At 53.0% G+C, this 7,281-nt stretch carries 4 protein-coding genes and 1 tRNA gene; 3 read left to right on the forward strand and 2 right to left on the reverse strand.

The annotated features are described in order from the left end of the window. Positions 1 to 235 precede the first annotated feature (235 nt). Positions 236 to 325, reverse strand: a tRNA-Ser gene (locus AB1656_05475). 259 nt (positions 326 to 584) lie between these two features. Here AB1656_05475 and AB1656_05480 point away from each other — a divergent pair. The 3 genes from AB1656_05480 (at position 585) to AB1656_05490 (ending at position 5,759) form a co-directional block, all read left to right on the forward strand. After that, complete coding sequence (locus AB1656_05480) at positions 585 to 1,373, forward strand: tetratricopeptide repeat protein (GenBank protein MEW6234819.1); 789 nt, start codon at positions 585 to 587, stop codon at positions 1,371 to 1,373. Positions 1,374 to 1,572: 199 nt separating this feature from the next. Then, the gene (locus tag AB1656_05485; GenBank protein MEW6234820.1) at positions 1,573 to 2,820 is read left to right on the forward strand and encodes an SUMF1/EgtB/PvdO family nonheme iron enzyme; all 1,248 of its coding nucleotides are present in this window, start codon (positions 1,573 to 1,575) and stop codon (positions 2,818 to 2,820) included. 242 nt (positions 2,821 to 3,062) lie between these two features. Next, a complete protein-coding gene (locus AB1656_05490) occupies positions 3,063 to 5,759 on the forward strand; it encodes an ATPase, T2SS/T4P/T4SS family (GenBank protein MEW6234821.1) in 2,697 nt (898 codons plus the stop codon). Positions 5,760 to 5,779: 20 nt separating this feature from the next. Here the strand turns inward: AB1656_05490 and AB1656_05495 are convergent, their stop codons facing one another. Next, on the reverse strand, positions 5,780 to 7,012 hold the full coding sequence (locus tag AB1656_05495) for a hypothetical protein (protein ID MEW6234822.1): 1,233 nt from the start codon (positions 7,010 to 7,012) through the stop codon (positions 5,780 to 5,782). Between the last annotated feature and the right edge of the window lie 269 nt (positions 7,013 to 7,281).

Raw genomic sequence — 7,281 nt, forward strand, 5'->3', positions numbered from 1 at the left:
CTATATCTGGAGATGGGTCAGCTCTTCAAAAAAAGAAAGGAACCGCCACAATTTTCGAGACAAAAGTGTAAACCATGTGCCCGGTTCAAAATGTAAACTATGTGCCCGTTCGTTCAGGAGGGGGTTGACGTAAGTCCATTAAAATCAACCCCCCTCCAACTCCCCCCAATCTTGGGGGGAGAATTTAAAAGCGGATTTTATTAATTTTGCAAGAGCCTCCATAGATAAATCCAAATGGCGGTGGGGGTGGGATTCGAACCCACGGTGCGCTTGCGCGCACTCCGGTTTTCAAGACCGGCGCCTTCAACCGCTCGGCCACCCCACCTATGCGCTGATAGGCTTAATTTTCGATCCACTGCCCATCTTCGGAAATAGTTATAGCCAGAAAACCGGCTTTTTTCAAGCAATAAAGGCCAACCCCAAATTTCTTTTATTTTGAATACAAAAATACGGCGGCGCGGCTTCCTGGATTCAGGGGAGAAAATCGTTTGACGGAGGCCGCCGCTTAACTATATAATACTAGTAATCGGATAAAAGCATCTAAGGGTTTTTTCTTCGATTTCGCTCCATAAGGATAACGAACGATGAAAATAATGCTTACGGGTGGCCGTTCGATGGGGGGAATGCTGGCGGCGTTGTGTTTTGCGCTGGGCGCAATCGGAGAGCAGGCGGCGGGCGACGTGATTCGCGCCGGCAAAGCCGACATCGAATGCCGCATTCTGGAAAATTCCGCCCAAGTCCTGGTGCTGGAAACGGTGGCGGGCGAGTATATCGTTCTCGACAAGGGAATAATTCAAAGCCTCGAATCCGAAGCGCCCGAAGAGTTTTATTACCGCCGAGGCAAGTTCTACGAAGGGCGCAGCAACGACAACCGCGCCTTATTGGATTTTCTGGAAGTCATCAACCGCAATCCCAATCACGCCAACGCCAAACAAGCCGTCGAAGCCATTCAATACCGCCAGAAAAAGAATGAGTGGGATCGTCAAGTGGAAAGCGCCAATGCTTTCGCGGCGAACAATGACTATTGGCAAGCGTTGACCGAATATAAAAAAGCATTGGATTTGCAGCCGGAAGAAAGAACGGCGCGGCAAATCGTGCAGCGGATGAGCGATGTTCATTCCCGCCTGGCGTTTCTCTATTACGATCATTGCGCGGAACAATACGCCATCGTCGAATTGGTCAAAGCGGAAGAACTGAATCCCGAAAATGCGGAAATCTATTACGTTCTGGCGCGTATCCACGAAAACAACCAGAAATACGAAATCGCCCGCCTGGAATTCGAACGGGCGATCGAATTGAATCCCAATCACATTTCCGCGCGCAATGGCCTTACGCGCTTGATCGAACGCACTCGGGGACGTTCGATTCGTTAAACGGGCGCCATTCTTCCCAAAGCGATAAGACTTATACCAGCATGCGTTAGGATTGTTGCTTATAGATTCCCTCGCCCTCTGGGAGAGGGTTAGGGTGAGGGAACAATTAGTCTACGAATATCAACCCTCACCTAACCTCTCCCAATCTTGTGAGAGGAATATAAAAAGCAACAAATTTAAAAGCGATAGGACTTATCCCATGCGCCGCGTTAGGATTTTCGCCGTTTTTTTCTTCCTCTCCGCCTACGCCGCCGAGGGAGAGGAGAAAGAGGCCGTTCCGCCTTTGCTGGCCATAACCGATATGCGCACCTTAGGCGATGAAGCCTCGATCGCGGAAGCGCAGGCGTTCAGCGAATTCATTCGCAGCGAATTGGCCCAAACCAGGCTTTACCGGGTATTGAGCCGTTCTTCCATGCTGGCGATTTTGAAGACCAATTCGTTTCCCTATCCCTGCCATGAATTGCTATGCTTCGCCGCCATGGGACGGTTGCTGGGAGCCAGCCAAGTTCTCGCTGGTCACATTCAACGCCGGGAAAGCGGCATCGAAGTGACGCTGCGTTTGATCGATGTCAAAACCATCCGCTTTTTGAATATGGTCTATCGTTCCGCCTCCGCTCTTTCCGACCGCGAATTGATGGGAGAATGGGGACGGGATATCGTCTATGAGACGTTTAAAATCGATCCGGAAAAGATCGAAATCGCCAAGGAGGCGTCCGCTTCCAAACCGGAAAAAATAGACGACTCCATTCCCCCGGCGGTCAAATACAAATATCCGGGAATGATCTATATCCCCGCCGGGGAAACCGTCATCGGCGCCAATAACGGAGACGTATGCGAACAACCGGTTCATAAAGTCTTCGTCGAGGCTTTTTACATCGGCGAATACGAAACGACGAACGCCGAATACATGGAATTCGTCAAAGCCGCCGGACATCGCCCGCCGCCTCATTGGAAAGAAGGCGCCATCCCCAACGGCTTCGAGAACCACCCCGTCGTCTGGATTTCTTATGAAGACGCGGAAGCGTACTGCCAGTGGATGGGGGGGCGTTTGCCTACGGAGACGGAGTGGGAGCGGGCGGCGCACGGCGCGTCGGCAAGCGCCTATCCCTGGGGTAGGAATTATTCTCCCCGTTGCGCGAATACGTGGGAAGCGGGACGCGGCGGGACGGCGGTGGTTGGTTCGTTTTCTCTTGGGGATAGTCCGTATCGGGTCAAAGATATGGCGGGAAACGCCTTCGAATGGGTGGCGGATTTCTTCCTTCCCTATCCCGGCGCGACGGAAAAACTGGAAGAATACGGAAAGCATTTGCGGATTCTACGGGGCGGTTCCTGGAATTTCAACGCCTATTACTCCCGGACGACGCATCGTTTCGCCCGAGCGGGTGGCGAGCAAGGACGATCCTACGGTTTTCGCCTGGCGCGTTCCGTGGAAGAATCTTCCACATAGCATTTTGATCGGTATTTTCATTCCCTTTGAAAAGGTTGGCTCTCGCCGCATAATATCGGGTATAATAAATAACGGATTTCTTGAAAAATGAACCTTTAACGTTTTCATTTTTCCGTTTTCACAGGCAGCGGAACAAATAGTTTTTGACAATTGCGAGACAAAAAGCCGTTGTATTGTTATTGTAAAGAAGGGGCTTTCCCTCGCCATATGGTTCCGAATTTCATCAAGCAAGGGGGCGCATTGTGAAGCAGTGGTCTAAATTGTTGGGATTACTCCTGATGGCGGCGATCGCCGCCGCGGCCTATAGCGATGCCATCTATTTGAAAAATGGAAAGAAAATCGAGGGAATCGTCAAAGATTCGGGCGGCGAGGAAATTCTGATCCAAACGGCGGGCGGCGTCTTCTCGTTCAAAAAGGACGCCATCGACCGCATCGAAAAAAGCTCGCCTCTTTCCAACATCCTCTCGCAGGCGAAAGTGGAAGAATTGCGGGGAAATTACGCGGAGGCGATTTCCAAATATTCCGACGCCAATCGCCTGGCGCAAGCTGATGAAGAGAAGCGCAACGTTTATTCCCTGCAAGAATCCGCCATTCAAAAATACGTCCAGAACCTGGAAACGCGCGATCCTCTATCTCAAGGTTTGGGCGATGTCGCCGAGATCGATGGATTGAAGAGAAAAATCTCCGATCCCCATCTCTTGTCCCTTCTGCAATCGGCCAAAATGCGAATCGACAACGAAGTCGTGCAAGCGAACTTCAACGAAGCCAAGCGGCAGGAAACCAATTCGCAATTCGAACTCGCCATCGAGCATTATAAAATCGTTCTGAAAAATTATCCCGATCATCCTCTTGCGCAGAATCTCAACCCCAAAATCGCCGATCTTTACAATTCCTTGGGAGAGAGAGAATTCAACCGGGGGAAAAACTCTTGGGAAAACGCCGAAGCCGCTTTTCTTAAAGCGCTCGAAATCGTCCCCGATCATTCCCGTCCCTTGTTTTTTCTGGGACAAATCGAATTGCGTCGCAACAATTACAGCCAGGCGAAAACCTATTTCGCCAAAGTCAAGCCAACGGCGCTTACGGCGGTCGAAGCCAACAATTTGGCGAAATTCCTCGCTCGCGCCGAAACCTATTTGAATAAGCCCGATCCAAAGGAAGTTAAGCGCCCCGAATTTCAGCCAAGAACCGAGCCTCAACCCGAAATCGATCTCAACGCCGTGCAACAAAGCCAAGGCTGGTTGACCAGAACATGGAACGGGACGAAAAAATTCGCGATGGATTTGATGGGCGGATCGGGAGACGCCATGAACGCGGCGCTGCCCTATCTTGGGTATGCGCTCATCGCCGCCGCCGCCATCGCCGTCGTCTGGTACGCGCCTGTCAAGATCGTCATGCGCGATTTGCCCCATCGCAAAGTGATGTATTATAATTGGCGGAAAATTGTTAATTACACCGGCTTATTCGGAATGATTTTCTATTATATCGACCGTTGGCGCCGGGAAGAGCCGCGCGAACGCTGCCCCGCCTGCGAACGGGCTATCGACAATTACGAATTGTTCGAGAAATTCGAATACGACGTTTGCCCTTACTGCGAAACGAAGATCAAACCGATTTTCACGCTGCCCGCCATCATCCAAACGGAAGCCAAAAACATCGCCGTCGCCCGCGCCCGCTCCAGCGGCGGAATCGACGAGGGCCAACGGGAATTGATGCAGCGCCTCATCAACAAAATGATGATCCACGGGCGCAAAATCCGCGCCAGCGATATCCATATCGAGCCGGAAGAAAACCAACTCCTGGTTCGCTATCGCGTCGACGGCGTTCTCACGGAATCCATTCCCATCGATCAAGCGCTGCTCAATCTCATCGTCAGCTGCATCAAAGTGTTTTGCAACCTTGACATCGCCGAACGCCGATTGCCGCAGGACGGCCATTTCCGAAGAGTGCTGATGGGAGAAGACGTGAACGTCCGCGTTTCCACCATTCCTACGCGCTTGGGCGAGAAAGTGGTGCTGCGGCTATTGGATCAAAAAATCGCCACCGCCACGCTGGACAGGCTGGGAATGCGCGACGAATCCCTGCAACGCTACCAGACCGCCATCAAATCGCCGCACGGCCTGATCCTCGCCACCGGACCGACGGGAAGCGGCAAAACGACGCTGCAATATTCGTCCCTGCAAGCCATCAACGACGGCGCCAAGAACATCATCACGGTGGAAGATCCTATCGAGTACGAGTTGGTCGGCATCAACCAGATTCAACACAACACGGCCACCGGCCTGACCTTCGCCACCGCCTTGCGCTCCATCCTGCGGCAAGACCCGGACGTCATCATGGTGGGCGAAATCCGCGACCTGGAGACCGCCGCCATCGCCGTGAACGCGGCGCTGACCGGGCACCTGGTTTTTTCCACCCTGCACACAATCGATACTTCCACCGCCATGAGCCGGATGATCGACATTGGCGTCGACGTTAAACTGCTCAGTTCCGCCATTCTGACGATCGTAGCCCAACGACTGGTCCGTAAACTCTGCCCTCACTGCAAGAAAGCGTCTACAGCGTCGTCTCGTGAATTGAAACAACTGGGAGGCGACAGCCATCTCCTGGAAGGACAAAACATATACCGCCCACGCGGCTGCCGCGAGTGCTCCAACACCGGCTACATCGGCCGCACGGGAATTTATGAGGTGATGATTCCCAACCGCGAAATCCGCGAGGCCATCGAGCGCGGCGCAACGACGCTCGATCTGCGCCAACTTTGTTTGCGCGCTGGGATGAAAACGCTGCGGGAGGAAGGATCGCTGAAAATCCTCGCTGGAATCACTTCCGTTGAAGAAGTGATCCGCGTTACGACGGACGATGTCTTCGGCGAACCGAACGTCCAAGAGGAAGAAGATATCCATCCCTCCAACATCATCCCGCTGGAAGGGAGCGGTTGAGCTGCGCCTGATATCCGCTGTTATTTGCCCGGAGCGTATCGCAATAGCAACGCCAGATCGAGCGGGCCGGGCGTGGGCTGATACGTCAAATAAAACTGGGAGATGCGCTGATGCGTTTCCGCCGCGAAGGGCGTCAACCGCAGCCAGCGGGCGGGCAATTGCGCCAAGGATGGATCGGACTTGGGATTGCCGGTTACGTCTCCGAAAAGAACGCCGCTGTTCAAACGAGCAAAGCCTTGGACGACCGTTTTCCCCAGTTTTTCCATATCCGCCGCCGTGAAGACTTCCCCTTCGCCCGCCAAAATAATCGGCAACGACATCGTCAGCGAACCGTGCGAAATATCCTCCCCTTTGATTTTTTCCTTCGGCGCCGATTCCTTCACGGGTTCGATAGGCAGCCAATAAGGCCAGTAATATGCCCCGTCCGGCGCGAGCGTAAGTCGATTTTTGATATACCGCCCAATCGCAATCGCCCGCTCGCGATGTTCCTTTTTCCCATCCACTTTCCAAGCCCACCATAAGGCGCGTCCCATCGCGCTGAGCCGGTTACCGGGCAGCGGTTTGTTTTCCATGACGTTTTCTTGATCGAGGCCGATGTAATGGGCTTCCCCTTCGCCCGGCCCTTGCTGATACTGCCGGTCGTGATAAGAGAGACTTTCCTGCAAAGCGGCGAGAATCGAGTCGTATTCTTCGCCCAACGATTTTTTGTATTCGGGCGTTTTGTTCGCTAACGCAAGAAACTCGAACATGGGATAGAGGATCATCCCCGTATGCACGGCGAAGATGGCGCGTCCGCATTCGGCGTATTTGTCCGATCCCCACGCGGGAGCAATTTTTCCCGTCCACAGTTTCTTGTTGAGTTTATCGTCGCGCGCGGCGAGGATGGCGCGAATGGCTTCGAGATTGGCTTGCAGGTACTTGACGTCCTGCGTAACGCGGAACATTTCGTTGAGCGAAATCATGCGGTAGGACCACCCCCAAGCGATGCCGCCCTGATCGTTGCTCAACTGCTGCAAAGCGTCGCGAAAGGATTCGCCCATATAGAGTTCGTCATAGCGTTGGGGACTAGCGTACTCTTTCAAGCCGGGAAGGACGGCGGCCTTGGCGAATTTTTCCTCGAAGCGTCGGATATAGGCGGCATCCTCCTCCGCGCTCCACTGCGCAAGGGCGTTGAGGCTCGCAAACAGGATTACTATGATCCAAAGTCCGATGTTTCTTTTGCGAGAAAATAGTAGGAAACTTATGCCATTCATTCCACACTCCATTAACATTGCTTGAAGAATATCTTCCATGTAGGCTTTAAAATCCCTCGGCATAAACGGCATCAGCGAGAATGTTCTTTTTCAATCGCGGTTTGATGGATTCTTTCATGACGACGTCAACCTTACAAGCAAATAGGGTTTGCTGAAAAACCTTTACTACCTAGAAAAGAGAAGACGGAGCAGGGGGGCGGCGCCGTTCGCTTGACGATCGGAAAGCGTCGCCTGAGAATCCTTTCGGCGCATCCATGCAGATCCCAACT

This window comes from Candidatus Omnitrophota bacterium (assembly GCA_040755155.1).
Taxonomy (GTDB): domain Bacteria; phylum Hinthialibacterota; class Hinthialibacteria; order Hinthialibacterales; family Hinthialibacteraceae; genus JBFMBP01.